Raw genomic sequence first — 15,152 nt, 5'->3', positions numbered from 1 at the left:
CATAAAGGAGTAGTGAAAATGGAACACCAGATCGGATTACCAGGCATTACAGAAGAACGGTTGCAGGAAGTCGAGGCTGAACTCAGGTTTTCGCTGCCGTCCGAGTTGCGGGCGTACTTTAAAAAGGAAAACAAGTTTGAAGCCGGTGAGTGGCAATTCCATCCGATCAAGGACGAACAGTATATCAAGCGGACATGGGAGGATATCGTCCATGTCAACTCGATGGATGTAGAAGACTATCCGAGTGGTTTTTTCCGGATTGCCGCGGACGGTTCCGGGGATGAACTCGGCTATCTCTTGCCGGACGCAGAAAAGATCGTCCTGTGGGATCACGAAGAACAGGAGTTGTTCCCGGTCGCCCCGACGCTCGTAACCTTTTTGGAACAAGAGCAACAGCTTTTAGAGAGTGCCATGCAAGCGGATGAATTTTTTGAAACCGTACTCGAGACAGGATCTGTCTACGGATTATCGAAACTAAGGCAGTCGGGTTGGGCCTATTGTCCGTCGAACCAAGATGAATCGGATGTGTTATTGTTCTTCTCGACGGAAGAAGGAGCGCGTGCCTGCCAGACAAACGGATGGGAGAAGTATCATCTGGTTCGTCTCGATCTCGATGTCTTTACAGACGGCTGGTTGCCGAACATGATTCAGGACGGTTTGTATTGCGGACTGAACTGGGATGCCGGTTTACAGGGGCTCGAGCTAGATCCGGAGAACGTTCTCGAGGAACTCGAAGGCTGACGACAGAGTAAGCACCACTTTTCCAAACAAGACGTAGTTGAAATGACAAGTTAACGAATCGGGGGGAAACATGGTCTTATCATTCATCGGAAGCGGAGTCGTACTTGTTTTATTTGCACTGGGTCTGAAATGTGTCCGGTCCAAACACCCGGATGAGACACCTTTTTTGGACGCGGCTAACGGAACCGATTCAATCATTGGATCGGTCTTGATGTTTATCCTGTGTTCCTTATCCGTCAAACAGTACGGCTATCTTTGTGTTGTCGGCGGCTTTCTTCTGCTGTACGGGATCAGTACGTCATGGTAAAAAGCAAGAAAAGAGGAAATTAATGTGTGGAAAAAATTTAGAATCATCGCCAGTCTACTTGGCATACTGCTGGCGGGATATTTGGCCTGGCAAATCTACATCTCGCTCTTCGCCGTAGATATCAAATACGTACCGCGAGGCGATCTATACAAGACGGTCACTTCTCCGGACGAGCGGTATACGTTACGGTTTTACCGTTCGAGCGGCGGGGCGACGACGGGATTTGCGATGCTAGGCATCATGGAAGATCAAAAAACAAAAGAACAGCGGCGTGTCTACTGGGAATATCCGTGTAGAGAGGTAAGTGTGAAATGGCGACGGGACGTTGTCATTATTAATGACACCCGCTTAAACATCTGGACCGAGGTGTATGATTTCAGATTGGAGCACCCGATTTATCCAGCAAAATAGAGTTCCTGAAGGGAAGATGAAATATCCTGATGATCATACTTAGAAAACAAATCGACGGCTTAATGTATTCCTGGACCATTTATCGCGACGGCCGGACGGTTCAGGCATTTTTTGGAGTCAATGAACCATGGATGCTCGATGAAGATATCGATGAAAAAACGGAAGAACGGTTTACGTTTCGTTTTCAAGCCCGACGTCGCGTGAAGGAACTGATTGCCGAGAAGCAGGCAGACGGGTATCAACAGGAAATCACACCGGATCCGGTGCCAAGTCAAGAAGAACAGTCGACGTTTCACAAGAGGGCGACATGGTTTGCGTATGTACTTTTCGGAGTGGGATTGATTCCACTCGTAACACCCTGGACTTTATCTCCGTACGTGATGGTCATCCTTGCAGTTCCCTTCCTCATCATGTCGACGAGCGGAAAAATGCTGCCGTTTTGGGTCAAAACGATGTGCTTTATCAGTTATGTCCTGATTAACATCAGTTACAGACATGTACCGGACATAAAATATCTGGACGCCGGTCTGTTACTCGTAACGGGAGTGTTCCTGTGGAGCTACATGACTAAAAGCAGACAACGTTTTAACGCGTAATCTGACGAGAAACGGGAGGATTAGACATGCCATCAACGTTTTTAAAGCAATTGCTTCAAGAAAAAGAGAGTTCAGACTTCGCATCATTACGTTCCGCTTATCTTGCGAAACAACAGGGATTACGAAACGTGTTTTTACAGAAGATGAACAAATTCATAGCGGAAGCACTTGTATGGGATGTTAAGCGGCAACGGCAGTTCGCGGACTGGTTGCTGACCGCATGTGAACGAGAAGAAGATGTGCATGAACTGCTGATTCATCCTTTGAATGAGCGGTTATTAAAACCTGTCCTGAAACAATGGATGAATGATTTGCCGGAAGACGTACGACCGTATCGGTGGTTTGGGATCTTCTCTTTTGAAGAAGACAACCGTCTTGAGTATCTACAGACGGCGATTGACCGCGGTGGTCGGCAGGAACAACTGGCAATCGAGACAATGATTCGTCATCTGTTGAATTGGCTGTGGTACGCATTCCATCATCTCAATGAAGATTTGTATTTAAGTGAGACAGAGGACGATGCGGAGACGCTGCAGGAAACCCGTTTGTTGATAGATCAACTTGATGATTCGGTTCAAAAGACCGAGTTCATGGAGGAATGGCAGGAACACGCCCGGACGTATGAACTTTGGTTGCGCTTTTTAAAAGAAGAGACGGAAGGGTTCATGGAGTGGCGGGAGCGACAAGAAAAGCGGGGAGAGAATAAGCAATGAAAACTCCTTACGATCGATACAAGAATACAGAACTGTGGAACGTCATTTCGGAAGCGATTGACGAATTGATTGAAAACGATGACTTGGAGGAAAGAACGACCCATGATCATATCGTCGGATACCTCTGTCAACAAGTATTATCTCGCCTAACGGAGAAGGGAAACTGAGGAAATGGGATTTTGAAGCGGACTTCGAATAATTGAAAATCAGCGATTAAAAACGTCTCGCCTAAGCTTGTTGAAGTAACCATTCAAGTATAAGTTGAGATTTTTTAATATGCCTACCAGAAATCTTAAGCACAACGGATGTTAGAGAGGACTATATCGATGAAGACAACCTATTCTTATGAAGAACTTTTGAAATTTGACGACCCGTTTGAATATGAAGTGGGTCTCCCGTTGAAGATCAAGGACCTGCCCTCATCCGTGATGGAAGAAGATATTCCGGACAGTAAAACGACATTGCTCGAGAAACTGTCGGAGGGGTATTCCTTAATCATTCAAAAACCGCGGATTCCAAACGAAAAGGTGTTTTCCGCGTTTCAACCGTTGGATGAAAATGATTTTACGAAATTGTATGCGGTAAACGAAACGGCTTTTAATGAACCATTGTGGGATCTTTTGTATGAACGTGAATACGACCTTCACTGGGCATTCTTTTTACTAAAAGAGATGAAAGATGTCGTTTTCGAATTGTCCTATACGGGTGGAAAAACTCGCTCTTTAACACTCTCGGGTCTAAACGCAAATACCCTGATTCATTTACGGCTTGAAGTAGACCAAAGTGTGACCTGTATGTGGGATTAAATAGATGGAAAAATCACAACGATCATCCAAGGAAGAACTTAACAGTATTACCCGAGTAGTCGAACGATGCGATTGGTGAATGGGGTTTTGGGTTTGCAACGTACTAAGGAGTGAGGTAAGCCAAGTTTTAGGGGGAGCAAAAGTGGAATTTCAGAGTGGTGAATGGATTGATGTCTACCGGGAACTGTTACCGCATGACGATTGGCAAGAGCTCGTCCGAATTCAGGTGACTCAGCATAACTATCCTTTTGAAGTCAAGTTGTTGGAACGTCCGGTGAAACAGAACCGCAATACTTATGATTTATCGGACTGGACGGCCTTATCGCATGTCATTATGACAGAAACGTCGCAACTGGAGACATTTCTAAATCAACTCGAAATCGAACAGATAGGGATGTCAGCCGAGTCGAAGACGATTCTCAGCATTCGGAAACACGGGCAGGAAATCGTTCGTGTTACTAACGATAGTGTCTTGATGTATGGTGTCTTCTATGAGGAACTAAGCGAGTCGGGTACGGAGTACGAAAACTTTTTTGATGCTGTCTTACCGTATGCGACGTTCCCGGTTGAGGTCGTTTTTTGCGGCCGTGGCGTTTTAAATGATGAGGACTCGATTCATGCGATGACATTAACCGATACGAATTGGCAAGGCGTCTTCGAAGATCGTTTGTTGCATTTGCTGAACCGAAAAGAAATTACTTCTGGATTCCTGCAAACGAATTACTCAAAGCCCTCTCGACTCGACGAACGCTCGAGAACTTCATGACAGAGTTCATGTTGTGCATGCCGTATAACTTTATTATGACACGTGATGTAAATGGACGGTTTGGTATGCTCGATCATTTCTGTACCAATGGAAAGATCGCGCACTTTGGAAATATAGACGATATTCAACATGCGTAAATAACTGGACCACGATGCATAGGGAAGTTTCGTTTAGTGAATGGAACAAGCAGGATACATGGAGGAAGACTTATGCTATATATCTATCTCGAGGAGCATACCGATCATAAAAAAGTGATCAAGGAACGCTATCTAGACACCGATGAACCAGAACACATCAAATCAATCTACTCGATGGGGTGCATCCCGAATGATGAGAAAAGAGACTACCAAGCTGATTCGAACGATGTATTAAAGCATTTTTTGATACGTCTGAATCGATTCCCAATCTTCGTGACGTTTGGTGGCGGGTTTACAGATGAGGATATAGAGTTGTTTTTTCAGCGGGAAAAATTGTCTTACACGAAGTTTTCACCGGATAAGCGCAGACCTTATTACAGTGTTCAAGTGAACGATGCCAGCGAACTGGAACTTCTGTTGGACGAAACGTACTGGTATGCTGCTGCAAACGATTTTTACTTCCTCTCGTTTACGAATCTCCTGACGTTTGAGCTGAGAATGGTTAAAGGATGGTTTTTCAAAAAAGAACGTATCATTCCTGTTGTTCATACAACAGAAGAAATGTCTTTCATCACGATCGAACACGATTTCATGGGCTATTATCTGTTTTCGAATGAAGCCTGTTTTGATACAGAGGACAAGGTGAAAGCGTTACTGCCTGAAGGTGACGGCATCGATTACTATGAGTAAGGAAAAGTAAAACAGGCAAACCTTAAAGAAAGGAGAGACGAAAATATGTTTGGTATCAGTACGAGCTTAAAAGAAGTTCCAGAAGAAAAAGATATTCTCCGTTACCCGATTCGTGTCCACATTTTTTTGATTCAAGACTTCTCCAGCGTTTCTGATCGTTGTGATTTGCTGATTCACCTAGATTCCTATGCGGATCGATTGTTTTTAGCAAGGGAAGTGAACGAGCTGATCGGAATTTGTGAACTACTCATTCAACGGTATTGTACGCCGAAGGAAGCATGGTTAGTGAATCAGGCACATTATTATCCAAATGAACCTTGGATGATTCATCAATCAAATGAGTTAATAATGGAACTACATCAATTTTTAGAATTGCTTAAGCGAATGTGTATCGCGACTGTATACCAGAACGCGTTGATTTGTTTTTGGGGTGATTAATCAACGATCAATACAACTAAGGAGACAATATGAATCAATCAATATTAATGAGATTTTTCATCGCAGCATTTGTGATTAACATAGGAATGTGGATTATCATAAGATTTTCAATCGATGAGTTAGTTTCGGATAAACGTATCTTATCGCCAGCCTGCCTTTCGGGTATATTCCCTTTGAAGGAGGTGAAACATGGTGTTGAAGCACAAGGCCTACAAATTCAGAATCTACCCCACAAAAGAGCAGGAAATCCTGATTGCGAAGACGATTGGATGTTCGCGTTTCATCTTTAACCACTTCTTGGCGAAGTGGGAGGAAACGTACAAGACCACTGGAAAAGGACTGTCCTACGGCTCTTGTTCCAAAGAAATTCCTTCGTTGAAGCAGAAATTCGACTGGTTGAAAGAAGTCGATAGTACATCTGTTCAGATCAGCGTCAAACATCTTGCCGATGCGTTTGATCGCTTCTTCAAGAAACAGAATGAACGCCCTCGTTTCAAGTCCAAGCGCCATCCCGTCCAATCGTACAAGACCAATATCCAAGGCGAAAATCAACTTCCTGAAGTCTCGATTGTGTGCAAGAAGATCAAACTTCCCAAGCTGAAATGGGTTCGTTTCGCCCATTCGAAACAGGTCACAGGCCGTATATTGAACGCCACTATCCGACGAAACGCTTCAGGAAAATACTTTGTCTCCCTGCTCGTCGAACAGGAGATCCATGAACTGCCGAAGACCGGTTCATCCGTCGGCGTCGACGTCGGACTCAAGAACTTCGCCATCCTGTCGGACGGCACGGTCTACCAAAACGACCGTTACTTTCGTTCGCTTGAAAAGAAACTGGTGCGCGAACAGCGTAAGCTCTCCCGCCGTCAACGCATCGCCCTGGCCAAGAAAGTGAAGCTTTCCGAGTCGAAGAACTACCAGAAGCAGAAGCGGAAGGTCGCCCGCATCCACGAGAAGATTGCCAACAAGCGCACTGACTTTCTGCACAAGGTATCGACCGAGATCGTCCAAAACCACGACGTTATCGGCATCGAGAACTTGCAGGTGAAGAACATGCAGAAGAACCGCAAATTGAGTAAGGCCATCTCGGACGTCAGCTGGTCGGAGTTCTTCCGTATGCTCGAATACAAGGCGGGCTGGTATGGGAAAACCGTCGTGAAGGTCGGCAAGACCTTCGCATCAAGTCAACTCTGCTCGAGTTGCGGTCATCAACACAAGGATGTGAAACATCTAGGCTTGCGTGAATGGACATGCCCGAGTTGCGGGATCCACCACGACCGGGATGTGAACGCAGGATTGAATCTCAAACGAGAAGCTGAACGTATCTTAGCTTCTTCAACCGTCGGGACGACGGGGTTAGCCTGATCAGGTTCCGACCGTTAGGTCGGATAACTCAGGAATCCTTCACCTCTAAGCGAAGTGTAGGTGGAGGTAGTTCAACTGCTTTTTTTATGATTACCATTTGGTTAATATTTATCTTGCCGATCAAGAGACTGGATGTTTATAAGAATCAATCAATACCCTATTGGACGTTTAACCTAGCTATGACCTTTGGGATGATTTTAATCACCATTGTTTGTTTTTCTGTACTTATAGTCGTATTCCCGTGAAAATATTTAAATTCGAAAAAAATATATCGAACAGCATCGAGCGGATCAATTCGAAAATCTATTATTCGACACGGATAAATTAGTAGACTTCAATTGTAAGCCTTTCGTATAAGAGGTTTTAAAACTTCATAATTAATTGTTGCGATCAAGAAAAATACGGTCAATCCATTAAAACTCACGATAATCAAACGAAGCCCACATCCAATCAGCGATGTCGGCTTTTTCTGTATGTGGTATTTCTAAACATCTTGTCGATATCCGATTGGGAGAATTACGTTTCTTGATTACGATCTCTAAACATTCGATTTGGGATTTTTTTCATTTTTGAAACTTAATAAAGGGAAATATCGTATTTATAAGTAGTATAATATTTTTATAAAAAATTTACTATCTAATGAAAATGAATACATATCTTGGAGGAACCGTTCGTGATCTTACCATTCATCGGTCTTGCTGCCGGACTCTTTTTGTTGATGTTAGGAACGTACTTCATCCGATGTAAGCATGCAAACAAAACGCCGTTATCCGGGCATGGAGACGGGGTCGATCATGTCGATTCATTTTTGCTCAGTCTTCTCTTATCGATTGGTGTCATCCTCTTTAGTTCATTATCCGTCAGACAATACGGTTATTTCTGCTTAGCAGGAGGGGTGCTTTTACTGTATGGTGTCAACGCAGTTTGGTAAGGAAAAGAGAAGAAATAGGAGGCGGGCATCATTCATCACACACGACTGAAGGTGTGGGATGCAGTCTTAAAAAAATTATATATACAGCGATGTAAAGGGAGCTACCAGCATGGTGCAATTATTAAAGCAAATTGACGATGAAGTCTATCATGTCGTCTATCACCAAGAAGGACGCACGTTATTCGTCAGGGAAGGCGTTGCCCGGAAAGAACCGGCCCCGGATAGTGACGACATGATTGAAGTTAACGAAGAGACGGCGACTGTTCGAATGCCTTTTAAAAATACATTTGCCGCCTATCGTCAGAAAAAAGAATGGATGCGTCAAAAGATGGAGGAGGGGTACTTGAAAGCACCTTTTTCTCAATCTGAGGCGATGGACTACCGCGCAGATCGGCGCAACATCAAACTGCGTCTCCTGAGTGCTCTCTTGCTCATGCTGTGCGGAGTATCGACATTAACCGGTCTGTTACCAATCCCGGGATATATTCCGCTTGTGTTCTTATCTTTCTTTTATCCGATCTATATCGAAGGAAAAACAGCCCGTGCCCGCTTTTATCGTTGGTCAGGAGGCATATTCTTTTTCATATTGGCCGGTTCATCAAAAGATTATTTAAAACCATTTAATCTTTCTGCCAACGGAACCGTCTGCCTCATCGCAGGATTCATCCTCTTACTGTACACGACGCAACAATTGAAGGAACTGACGACGAAGGAGATCACGCCGCATGAAGGATAAACAAGAATCACTGATTCAGTTAAAACGAGAGATTAGTCAAACCGTCGATTACTGGGTCTGTTACCGGGTGGGGCGGACGCTTTATCAGGTCTCCATCCAAGAGCAGGCGAATGGCCAAACGAACGAAGGAGAGATCACGACAGAACGATTTCCGTTTTATGTCGGTATGAAACAGCGGATGCGTCAGTTGGCCGAAGAAAAAGAAGCACTCGGCTTTCGACCGCTGACAGAGGCAGAACAGGCAGTGCACGTCATCGAAGCATCGGAAGAATCATCGCTTGATCCGGCCTTTTTTGATCCGGCTATTCGTTTGGCATGGCTGTTCCTTGGACTCGGGGTGCTCCTGTTCGTCCTTCCTTACGAGAGGCTTAATAATTTTGCATTCGGTTTAGGACTGTACGTCTGGTATGAAACTTTTCGTCAAGCCGGTCTGCCCAAAATTTTCCGGCGATACTTTCACGGAATGTTTGGTGCGTTGATGGTCTTGCAGGTTTTGTCCGCTTTTGAACTGGAGCGGGAAGTACAGCCATATTACGCCACTTTATCTGTTTTATCAGCAGTCATGTTGGTGTTACTTGTCGTGCAGCACCATTTGAAAAAAACGGATCAAATCGGACAAGGTAAACGTGTCAGTAGACGGAAAATAACAGAGTATCCGGATTTCGAAGAGTGAAACTGAAAATCCCATGCATTCAACTTTCGGAAGACTGGTGGGTGTAACAATCCTGTGAATTATACGTAGCACATTAATCGGCACGATTCATGAACTGAATCAGTCTATCGAAAAAGGGAGCGATGTCATGGACGTACAACGGAATTCTGATTTTGTCTTTGAGCTTTTGTTGATCATCTGGGCAATAGGAGCGATCGTTGTCATCACTAGTCAAGCTCGGAACACGAAAAGCTTAAAAGAAAGTCTGTTCAGAGGAACACTTGTCAACTTCATCTATACACTCGTCATCTCCCTAATGTGGTTTTTTGAAGTCGCGATTGATGGAGTCAGTCAGGTTCTGGTCGTTTATTTCTTTGGTGGTATCTTTCTGATTCTTGAGGCTCTTCTTCTGATTGTTCTCTTGCTGGTTAAACGTAAAAAACAAACGAACTTTTAACACGTAAAGGAGTTAAGCGTGAATCAATACACCTGGGTCACCCATACTGCTACACAACTGTCCATGCTCTCGATATGAGACGACGGGCGATTTAATTATTAGTGAAACACATCGTGCGTCTGAGAGAACCGAGAGCAAAATCGAGTATGTTGCTCCATATCGGTATGTTGTATCTTGTCGGGACAGTCAAGATGCTCGAGTTTAGATGGAAACGTTTATTGATCCGACTAATCGAAAAGAAGAAAACGAGTAAAATCGTTTTCTTCTTTTTCTATACGACACGACATCATTCGACTTGACGATAGGTGAAAAAAAGGAGAGACGACATGGCTAAAAAATCAATTCAAGATCATGCTTTTTTCGGAAATATCAAAAAGGTGAAGACCTGTATCGCGCGCGGAGATGATTTGAATGCGCTCGATGAAGAAGGATCTGCCGCACTGCACTGGGCAGTCGAGGAAGGGTATGACGAAATCGTCACACTGTTGCTTGATCATGAGGTGAACATCAACCAACGCGATAAAGATGGTCTGACACCGTTACATCTCGCCTTGTATGAAAAGCAGGGTGAAATCGCGATTCAGCTGATTGACCGCGGTGCTGCCCTTGATTTTGACGGGGACGGCTATACGGCACTGCATTTTATCGCTGTCCGTTCCGGGAACAAACGGGTTCTTCGACGATTACTGGAAGACCGGACACGTGTGGATTGGCAGACAGATAGTGGAGAAGGGCATACGCCGCTGCATTATGCGGCTCAAGAAGGAAAGACAAAGAAAATTCGTATGCTGGTGGAAGCGGGAGCCGATGTCAATCGGATGGAAATGAACGGCTTTGCACCACTCCATCTGGCCACCGGGGAAGGGCATATCAAAGCGGTACAGGCATTACTGGCAGCAGGAGCCGATATTGAAATCGAAAATCCGTTCAATGAGAACAATACCCCGTTGATGCTTGCGAGTCAGTACGGTTTGACCGAAATCACCAAATTATTATTGGAGCATGGTGCAGACCGACAGCATCCAGACACGGAAGGGAGAACGGCACTCGACTTTGCCGTCAAACATCGTTATCCGGAAATCGTAGCCTTATTACAAACTTGAGCAGGAGGAAATCGACGTGAAGAAATGGATTGGGGTCTTGATTATCGTCCAGACGGTTTTGTTTAGTATGCTGATCATTCAACTCAACAAAATGACGGAGACGATTGCGGCTGTGGGATCAATGATTGTTACGAAAGAGGGGGATCTTGGCTGGGGAGGAGGACTACCGACAACGGATTATGTCCTGTTCGGAATCTTACTTGTTTTAGGGATTTATCTCATCATTCCAGAAGATAAAATAAAGTGGTAACACGATTGAATTCTGTTCAACAACGGCATCCGGACATGATAAACTGAGGGTATGGAATATATTTACTTATTTCCTTATGTAAAACATAATCCACATAAAAAAGGACGTGAACGTATGAAAAAAGTAACGGTTCGTAAAGCAATGGCGAGTACGCTTGTAACGGCTCTTGTATTGACGGGAGTCGGAGTAAACAGCAATGTAGCGGACGCTTCGACCAAGACGACTCAAGTCGCCAAGAAAAAATTCGACTACAAAAAGTATCGCGCTAAACAAACGAAAGTCGTAGCATCGTACGGCAGCACACTCTTCCATTTGGGGAATCTGGGCGGAATCAAAGTACCGGATTACATCACGGATTCTGTGTACCGCGCCAAAGTGGAAGCGTATAACAAAAAATCAAAACAGTATATGACGGACCGTAAGAAGGCACGAAAAGAAGCGGAAGCCTTGAAAAAGCTGATTAAAGAAGTGAACACGCAGAAGGAAAGAAAGGCTGCGGACAAGCGGATTGATGCTTTGAAAAAAGAAACCATTCGTTTGACGAAGGTGGAAAAGGTGTTGACCAAAGAAGGACAGGCTCTGTACAAAGTAATCGTTGACTACGAAAATAACCAAATCAAGTTATTTGAAGGTCAATACGGATCGATTACAAAAGCCTTAACGGTTCTCGACTATAAGGACTACGCCAATCGTTTGAAAACGTACCTGGATGCCAATAACTTCAGTGCAGACGAGAAAATCGAAATCATGGATCAAGTATATGATCGGCTACTGTATGCTCGTGAAGACTCATCGGAAATCGTCGGAGACAAACGCGGTGCAATCAGACTGCTGGTTTACGCCGGTAAATTTGAAGAAGCGAATCAACTGTTTGTGAATACAAAAGAAACAATCCTGGTTGAAGAAAACGCGAAATTAGATGCGTTATACACAAAAATCATTGGAGTCTACATGACGAAGAAGTAATAACAGAATTGGTTTACAATGCGCAGCATCCTTTTCGGATGCTGTTATTGTTTTACTTTAAGCGCTATTTTGTTGGGTCGGAGAAGAGAAGGATTTAAAGATGACGTTAGAGATACAACGTTTGAACATTGATAAGCTCGAAGTTCCCGGGAAAATAGATGTCTTGATTAAAAAATGAAGCAAGGAGTGTACGCGGAATGAAAAAACGGTTTACCGTGAAGTCCAAACAACATCTGAGCGGAGGAATCATTAAAATCATCGTCGATACAGAGACCGGTGTGAATTATATAATGACAAGCGGTCTTGGTCTCAGTGGGATGACGCCCTTATTAGACCAAAAAGGAAATGTAATTGTTGATAAAAGTTAAATCTATAAACGTATTTCGATACGTTTTTTAAAACGTTTATCTATACGTTTTTTAAAACGTGTGATACGATGTATATAGTTATTAAAGCAAAGAAATTGTCTACTATATCATATTTAAAACTATCCACGTGCTTTTCACTCATCCATCTAAACGTTTCAATGGCATGGTGCCTATCTATGAAAACTGAGATTACTGTAACAAGGTGAAGAGCAGAGTGGGATTGAGGAGGAGTTTTATATGATTTCGAAATCAAAAGAACGGTCGGTTGTGACGCTTACTGCGGATCAAATTATCTCAACGACTGCTGTCTCACGTTCTTTCAAACAGACAAGAGAAAAAGCACAAGAGGTGCCACTCTTCGTCACTAATGCGCAAGGAGAAATTGATACGGTCGTTGTAGGTTTTCATCAATTCGAAGAAATGAGCGAGATGATTATCAAACAAGCAGCTTTAATTGAAGAATTTGAGCTTCTTTCTCGTCTACGAGATGCGGAAAATTCGCCGGAAACATTCATTGATGCTGACGACGTATTTGCTTCTCTGAGCATTGACTAAAAATCAATGTTGAAAGTGTGGAATGCTTGTGTATAAAGTTAATTTTCATCCTAAAGCTGTTAAAGAACTTAAAAAGCTTGATCGACAAATCATTCGAATTATTCAGCGGGATGTACAGGAGAAATTAGCAGTTGATCCAAAAAAACACGGTGAGCCGCTACGTGCTCCATTGACTGGTTGTTATAAGCTAAAGTACAAATCATTGAATCTTCGTCTCGTTTACACGATTCGTGACGAGCAATTAACGATTATAAAAATATCGGATGATCAGGAAATTCAGCAAGAGATCGAAGGGATTGTTAGTATTTTAGCAATTGGAGAGCGTACGAGGGAACGCGTCTATAGAGATGCGTTAAATCGAAAAGAAAAGTAAGTACAATTTGTCATAATTAAAGAATACGATTCCTGTATTGAATGAGGAATCGTCTTTTTGTATTTCGTTAAAATCGATCAGTTTTGATTGTACCTAGAATAATTCTTTTTTGATTCTATTTCGTAAGAGAAAGTTCCTTGAAACGTACTTCTTGTTCTTAATGATGCAATCGATTGCATAACTGTTCTTTTATCACCTAATCTTAAACGATTCGGATTTCTTGCAAAAAACTAGTTTTTATTTCACCGGATTTATGTAAAAATAGAACACAACAAACTGAGAGAATTTTTAGAAAAGTAAACGAGTAAACTATCTGTCTTTTGGATAGGAGAGAGAATCGTTGTTTTTCAAATTCTAAATAACTTATTCGTTTTGAGCCTGGAGGGGAACGTATGAAAGTTTTGAAGATGTGGAACCAAATCAGTTTAGTGAAACAAATTGCAGTCGGTTTGATTATTGGTATTATTTTAGCTGTATCGATTCCTGAAGCTGCACAGTCCATCACCATCTTTGGAACACTGTTTGTTTCCGCGCTGAAGGCCGTTGCGCCTGTCTTAGTATTCTTCCTGGTCATGGCAGCAATCGTCCAGCATAAAAAAGGACAACAGACGAACATGAAGTCGATTGTCTTCTTGTATCTCCTCGGGACGTTCTTGGCGGGAGCCGTTGCTGTCGTATTCAGTTTCCTGTTCCCTGTCAACATCGCGCTGACGGAGAGTACGGAGAAATTAGCTGCGCCGGGTAATGCGATTGAAGTCATCCGGACACTCGTCTTGAACATGGTGGACAATCCGGTCAATGCGTTAGTCCAAGGCAATTACATTGGGATCTTAACGTGGGCCATCGTGTTGGGATTAGCACTGAAAAATGCTTCCGATTCAACGAAAACGTTCATTTCTAATTTCTCGGATGCGATCGCGAAGATGGTCGGTTGGATCATTAAACTCGCACCACTCGGAATCATGGGGATTGTCATTGAGTCGATTACAAAAAACGGTCTCGGATCCCTTCTCAACTATGGTCAATTGCTTGTCCTGTTGATCGGAACGATGCTGTTTGTTGCGCTTGTCGTCAATCCACTGATCGTCTTCATCAACGTTCGTCAAAATCCTTATCCGCTCGTCTTTAAATGTATCCGTGAGAGCGGAATTACAGCCTTCTTCACACGGAGTTCGGCTGCCAATATTCCGGTTAACATGGAGTTGTGTAAAAAACTTGGTCTCGATAAAGAGACGTATGCGATTTCGATTCCGCTTGGCGCGACCGTCAACATGGCGGGGGCGGCCGTAACGATTTCGGTCTTAACGCTTGCTGCGGTCAATACGCTGAACATCCCGGTCGATCTTCCGACTGCCATCATCTTAAGTGTCCTGGCTGCTGTCTGTGCCTGTGGTGCTTCCGGTGTTGCGGGTGGATCACTCCTGTTGATCCCGCTTGCCTGCAGCCTATTCGGAATTCCGAATGAGATCGCGATGCAAGTTATCGCTGTCGGATTCATCATCAGTGTCTTACAAGACTCGTTTGAAACAGGACTCAACTCTTCAACGGATGTACTGTTTACAGCGACAGCTGAATTTAAAAAACGGTTAAAAGACGGCGAACAACTGTCAATCAATCGGCCAATCATGGCGGAAGAACCAACTGAACAAGTCGTCAACAGCTGATTTGCGTTGATGAGATCATGAAAAAGATGAAAGTCATCCCGTAAGAAGAGATGTCTTTCATCTTTTTTTGCCGTCATGGATGGAACGGAAAACAAGGAGAGAATCATGTGATTCCCTCCTTGTCTGC

At 43.6% G+C, this 15,152-nt stretch carries 22 protein-coding genes; all 22 read left to right on the top strand.

What is annotated here, in order from left to right:
* Positions 1 to 18: 18 nt before the first annotated feature.
* Entirely contained in the window at positions 19 to 741 is a 723-nt protein-coding gene (locus MUN34_RS07785; protein WP_247857422.1) for a DUF2750 domain-containing protein, read from the top strand.
* A gap of 70 nt (positions 742 to 811) precedes the next feature.
* Complete coding sequence (locus tag MUN34_RS07780; protein WP_247857421.1) at positions 812 to 1,048, top strand: hypothetical protein; 237 nt, start codon at positions 812 to 814, stop codon at positions 1,046 to 1,048.
* Positions 1,049 to 1,072: 24 nt separating this feature from the next.
* Positions 1,073 to 1,459: a DUF5412 family protein gene (locus tag MUN34_RS07775; protein WP_247857419.1), complete on the top strand. Its 387-nt coding sequence runs from the start codon at positions 1,073 to 1,075 to the stop codon at positions 1,457 to 1,459.
* A gap of 29 nt (positions 1,460 to 1,488) precedes the next feature.
* Positions 1,489 to 2,055, top strand: coding sequence for a hypothetical protein (locus MUN34_RS07770; protein ID WP_247857417.1), 567 nt, complete (start codon positions 1,489 to 1,491; stop codon positions 2,053 to 2,055).
* Positions 2,056 to 2,081: 26 nt separating this feature from the next.
* Positions 2,082 to 2,768 (top strand): hypothetical protein, encoded by a 687-nt coding sequence (locus MUN34_RS07765; protein WP_247857415.1) that lies wholly within the window; start codon positions 2,082 to 2,084, stop codon positions 2,766 to 2,768.
* The gene (locus tag MUN34_RS07760) at positions 2,765 to 2,935 is read left to right on the top strand and encodes a hypothetical protein (protein ID WP_247857413.1); all 171 of its coding nucleotides are present in this window, start codon (positions 2,765 to 2,767) and stop codon (positions 2,933 to 2,935) included. The genes MUN34_RS07765 and MUN34_RS07760 overlap by 4 nt, the downstream gene beginning before the upstream one ends.
* 159 nt (positions 2,936 to 3,094) lie before the next feature.
* Positions 3,095 to 3,574, top strand: coding sequence for a hypothetical protein (locus MUN34_RS07755; protein ID WP_247857411.1), 480 nt, complete (start codon positions 3,095 to 3,097; stop codon positions 3,572 to 3,574).
* 142 nt (positions 3,575 to 3,716) lie between these two features.
* Positions 3,717 to 4,340 carry a hypothetical protein gene (locus MUN34_RS07750; protein ID WP_247857410.1) on the top strand — a complete coding sequence of 208 codons (624 nt, stop codon included), beginning with the start codon at positions 3,717 to 3,719 and terminating at the stop codon, positions 4,338 to 4,340.
* A gap of 209 nt (positions 4,341 to 4,549) precedes the next feature.
* Positions 4,550 to 5,167, top strand: coding sequence for a hypothetical protein (locus MUN34_RS07745; protein WP_247857408.1), 618 nt, complete (start codon positions 4,550 to 4,552; stop codon positions 5,165 to 5,167).
* 45 nt (positions 5,168 to 5,212) lie between these two features.
* Positions 5,213 to 5,605 carry a hypothetical protein gene (locus tag MUN34_RS07740; protein WP_214848606.1) on the top strand — a complete coding sequence of 131 codons (393 nt, stop codon included), beginning with the start codon at positions 5,213 to 5,215 and terminating at the stop codon, positions 5,603 to 5,605.
* Positions 5,606 to 5,797: 192 nt separating this feature from the next.
* On the top strand, positions 5,798 to 6,970 hold the full coding sequence (gene tnpB, locus MUN34_RS07735; RefSeq protein WP_247857671.1) for an IS200/IS605 family element RNA-guided endonuclease TnpB: 1,173 nt from the start codon (positions 5,798 to 5,800) through the stop codon (positions 6,968 to 6,970).
* A gap of 673 nt (positions 6,971 to 7,643) precedes the next feature.
* A complete protein-coding gene (locus MUN34_RS07730; protein ID WP_014970230.1) occupies positions 7,644 to 7,901 on the top strand; it encodes a hypothetical protein in 258 nt (85 codons plus the stop codon).
* A 109-nt stretch (positions 7,902 to 8,010) separates the two neighbouring features.
* Entirely contained in the window at positions 8,011 to 8,637 is a 627-nt protein-coding gene (locus MUN34_RS07725; RefSeq protein WP_247857406.1) for a hypothetical protein, read from the top strand.
* On the top strand, positions 8,627 to 9,310 hold the full coding sequence (locus MUN34_RS07720; protein WP_214848610.1) for a hypothetical protein: 684 nt from the start codon (positions 8,627 to 8,629) through the stop codon (positions 9,308 to 9,310). Before MUN34_RS07725 ends, MUN34_RS07720 begins: the two co-directional genes overlap by 11 nt.
* Before the next feature lie 127 nt (positions 9,311 to 9,437).
* On the top strand, positions 9,438 to 9,746 hold the full coding sequence (locus MUN34_RS07715; RefSeq protein ID WP_214848611.1) for a hypothetical protein: 309 nt from the start codon (positions 9,438 to 9,440) through the stop codon (positions 9,744 to 9,746).
* A 326-nt stretch (positions 9,747 to 10,072) separates the two neighbouring features.
* Positions 10,073 to 10,849, top strand: a complete 777-nt coding sequence (locus tag MUN34_RS07710) for an ankyrin repeat domain-containing protein (protein ID WP_247857404.1) — start codon at positions 10,073 to 10,075, stop codon at positions 10,847 to 10,849.
* A 16-nt stretch (positions 10,850 to 10,865) separates the two neighbouring features.
* Positions 10,866 to 11,099 (top strand): hypothetical protein, encoded by a 234-nt coding sequence (locus tag MUN34_RS07705; protein WP_247857402.1) that lies wholly within the window; start codon positions 10,866 to 10,868, stop codon positions 11,097 to 11,099.
* Between the two features lie 114 nt (positions 11,100 to 11,213).
* Positions 11,214 to 12,065 (top strand): hypothetical protein, encoded by an 852-nt coding sequence (locus MUN34_RS07700; protein ID WP_247857400.1) that lies wholly within the window; start codon positions 11,214 to 11,216, stop codon positions 12,063 to 12,065.
* Between the two features lie 197 nt (positions 12,066 to 12,262).
* The gene (locus MUN34_RS07695; RefSeq protein ID WP_247857398.1) at positions 12,263 to 12,433 is read left to right on the top strand and encodes a DUF6440 family protein; all 171 of its coding nucleotides are present in this window, start codon (positions 12,263 to 12,265) and stop codon (positions 12,431 to 12,433) included.
* A gap of 237 nt (positions 12,434 to 12,670) precedes the next feature.
* Positions 12,671 to 12,988 carry a hypothetical protein gene (locus tag MUN34_RS07690; RefSeq protein WP_131504002.1) on the top strand — a complete coding sequence of 106 codons (318 nt, stop codon included), beginning with the start codon at positions 12,671 to 12,673 and terminating at the stop codon, positions 12,986 to 12,988.
* A gap of 28 nt (positions 12,989 to 13,016) precedes the next feature.
* Positions 13,017 to 13,361 (top strand): type II toxin-antitoxin system RelE family toxin, encoded by a 345-nt coding sequence (locus MUN34_RS07685; protein WP_214848623.1) that lies wholly within the window; start codon positions 13,017 to 13,019, stop codon positions 13,359 to 13,361.
* Positions 13,362 to 13,753: 392 nt separating this feature from the next.
* Positions 13,754 to 15,025, top strand: coding sequence for a serine/threonine transporter SstT (gene sstT / locus MUN34_RS07680; protein WP_214848625.1), 1,272 nt, complete (start codon positions 13,754 to 13,756; stop codon positions 15,023 to 15,025).
* Positions 15,026 to 15,152: the final 127 nt, after the last annotated feature.

The organism is Exiguobacterium sp. 17-1 (genome assembly GCF_023096305.1).
Classification (GTDB): domain Bacteria; phylum Bacillota; class Bacilli; order Exiguobacteriales; family Exiguobacteriaceae; genus Exiguobacterium_A; species Exiguobacterium_A sibiricum_A.
Note: the sequence above shows the minus strand (reverse complement) of the source record. Positions and strands in the feature narration are given on the sequence as shown.

Bases quoted from the DNA above. Each gene is read 5' to 3' on its own strand.
- MUN34_RS07725 (WP_247857406.1), top strand. From the start codon at position 8,011: ATGGTGCAATTATTAAAGCAAATTGACGATGAAGTCTATCATGTCGTC.
- MUN34_RS07760 (WP_247857413.1), top strand. From the start codon at position 2,765: ATGAAAACTCCTTACGATCGATACAAGAATACAGAACTGTGGAACGTC.
- MUN34_RS07690 (WP_131504002.1), top strand. From the start codon at position 12,671: ATGATTTCGAAATCAAAAGAACGGTCGGTTGTGACGCTTACTGCGGAT.
- MUN34_RS07770 (WP_247857417.1), top strand. From the start codon at position 1,489: ATGATCATACTTAGAAAACAAATCGACGGCTTAATGTATTCCTGGACC.
- sstT (WP_214848625.1), top strand. From the start codon at position 13,754: ATGAAAGTTTTGAAGATGTGGAACCAAATCAGTTTAGTGAAACAAATT.
- MUN34_RS07740 (WP_214848606.1), top strand. From the start codon at position 5,213: ATGTTTGGTATCAGTACGAGCTTAAAAGAAGTTCCAGAAGAAAAAGAT.
- MUN34_RS07745 (WP_247857408.1), top strand. From the start codon at position 4,550: ATGCTATATATCTATCTCGAGGAGCATACCGATCATAAAAAAGTGATC.
- MUN34_RS07765 (WP_247857415.1), top strand. From the start codon at position 2,082: ATGCCATCAACGTTTTTAAAGCAATTGCTTCAAGAAAAAGAGAGTTCA.
- MUN34_RS07710 (WP_247857404.1), top strand. From the start codon at position 10,073: ATGGCTAAAAAATCAATTCAAGATCATGCTTTTTTCGGAAATATCAAA.
- MUN34_RS07755 (WP_247857411.1), top strand. From the start codon at position 3,095: ATGAAGACAACCTATTCTTATGAAGAACTTTTGAAATTTGACGACCCG.
- MUN34_RS07700 (WP_247857400.1), top strand. From the start codon at position 11,214: ATGAAAAAAGTAACGGTTCGTAAAGCAATGGCGAGTACGCTTGTAACG.
- MUN34_RS07720 (WP_214848610.1), top strand. From the start codon at position 8,627: ATGAAGGATAAACAAGAATCACTGATTCAGTTAAAACGAGAGATTAGT.
- MUN34_RS07785 (WP_247857422.1), top strand. From the start codon at position 19: ATGGAACACCAGATCGGATTACCAGGCATTACAGAAGAACGGTTGCAG.
- MUN34_RS07695 (WP_247857398.1), top strand. From the start codon at position 12,263: ATGAAAAAACGGTTTACCGTGAAGTCCAAACAACATCTGAGCGGAGGA.
- MUN34_RS07715 (WP_214848611.1), top strand. From the start codon at position 9,438: ATGGACGTACAACGGAATTCTGATTTTGTCTTTGAGCTTTTGTTGATC.
- MUN34_RS07780 (WP_247857421.1), top strand. From the start codon at position 812: ATGGTCTTATCATTCATCGGAAGCGGAGTCGTACTTGTTTTATTTGCA.